This window comes from Pseudomonas sp. FW305-20, assembly GCF_058788075.1.
Map to the genome: position 1 here is coordinate 1,703 of NZ_JBYTAJ010000069.1, position 1,620 is coordinate 3,322.

Genomic DNA, 1,620 nt, shown 5'->3' on the forward strand with positions numbered 1-1,620 from the left:
TAGAATCCCGGATTTACCTAAGATTCCAGCCTACCACCTTAAACTTGGACAACCAACGCCAAGCTGGCCTAGCCTTCTCCGTCCCTCCATCGCAATAACCAGAAGTACAGGAATATTAACCTGTTTTCCATCGACTACGCTTTTCAGCCTCGCCTTAGGGACCGACTAACCCTGCGTCGATTAACGTTGCGCAGGAAACCTTGGTCTTTCGGCGTGGGTGTTTTTCACACCCATTGTCGTTACTCATGTCAGCATTCGCACTTCTGATACCTCCAGCAAGCTTCTCAACTCACCTTCACAGGCTTACAGAACGCTCCTCTACCGCATCACCTAAGTGATACCCGTAGCTTCGGTGTATGGTTTGAGCCCCGTTACATCTTCCGCGCAGGCCGACTCGACTAGTGAGCTATTACGCTTTCTTTAAAGGGTGGCTGCTTCTAAGCCAACCTCCTAGCTGTCTAAGCCTTCCCACATCGTTTCCCACTTAACCATAACTTTGGGACCTTAGCTGACGGTCTGGGTTGTTTCCCTTTTCACGACGGACGTTAGCACCCGCCGTGTGTCTCCCATGCTCGGCACTTGTAGGTATTCGGAGTTTGCATCGGTTTGGTAAGTCGGGATGACCCCCTAGCCGAAACAGTGCTCTACCCCCTACAGTGATACATGAGGCGCTACCTAAATAGCTTTCGAGGAGAACCAGCTATCTCCGAGCTTGATTAGCCTTTCACTCCGATCCACAGGTCATCCGCTAACTTTTCAACGGTAGTCGGTTCGGTCCTCCAGTTAGTGTTACCCAACCTTCAACCTGCCCATGGATAGATCGCCCGGTTTCGGGTCTATTCCCAGCGACTAGACGCCCTATTAAGACTCGCTTTCGCTACGCCTCCCCTATTCGGTTAAGCTCGCCACTGAAAATAAGTCGCTGACCCATTATACAAAAGGTACGCAGTCACCCAACAAAGTGGGCTCCCACTGCTTGTACGCATACGGTTTCAGGATCTATTTCACTCCCCTCTCCGGGGTTCTTTTCGCCTTTCCCTCACGGTACTAGTTCACTATCGGTCAGTCAGTAGTATTTAGCCTTGGAGGATGGTCCCCCCATATTCAGACAAAGTTTCTCGTGCTCCGTCCTACTCGATTTCATGACTAAGAGATTTTCGCGTACAGGGCTATCACCCACTATGGCCGTACTTTCCAGAACGTTCCGCTAATCTCAAAGCCACTTAAGGGCTAGTCCCCGTTCGCTCGCCACTACTAAGGGAATCTCGGTTGATTTCTTTTCCTCAGGGTACTTAGATGTTTCAGTTCCCCTGGTTCGCCTCTTAAGCCTATGTATTCAGCTTAAGATAACCATCTTATGATGGCTGGGTTCCCCCATTCAGACATCTCCGGATCAAAGTCTGTTTGCCGACTCCCCGAAGCTTTTCGCAGGCTACCACGTCTTTCATCGCCTCTGACTGCCAAGGCATCCACCGTATGCGCTTCTTCACTTGACCATATAACCCCAAGCAATCTGGTTATACTGTGAAGACGACATTCGCCGAAAATTCGATTCTTGCTCCAAAGAGCAACTCACAAATTTTACCTTAGCCTGATCCGTTACCAGTGAAAGTAACGTCC

The 1,620-nt window shown here is 50.0% G+C and carries 1 rRNA gene (running past one end of the window); it reads right to left on the reverse strand.

Annotated elements, in window-relative coordinates:
* Window positions 1-1,496: ribosomal RNA gene (locus AC3WP4_RS28420) — 23S ribosomal RNA — on the reverse strand; it reaches 1,459 nt to the left of the window's first position.
* Window positions 1,497-1,620 lie beyond the last annotated feature (124 nt).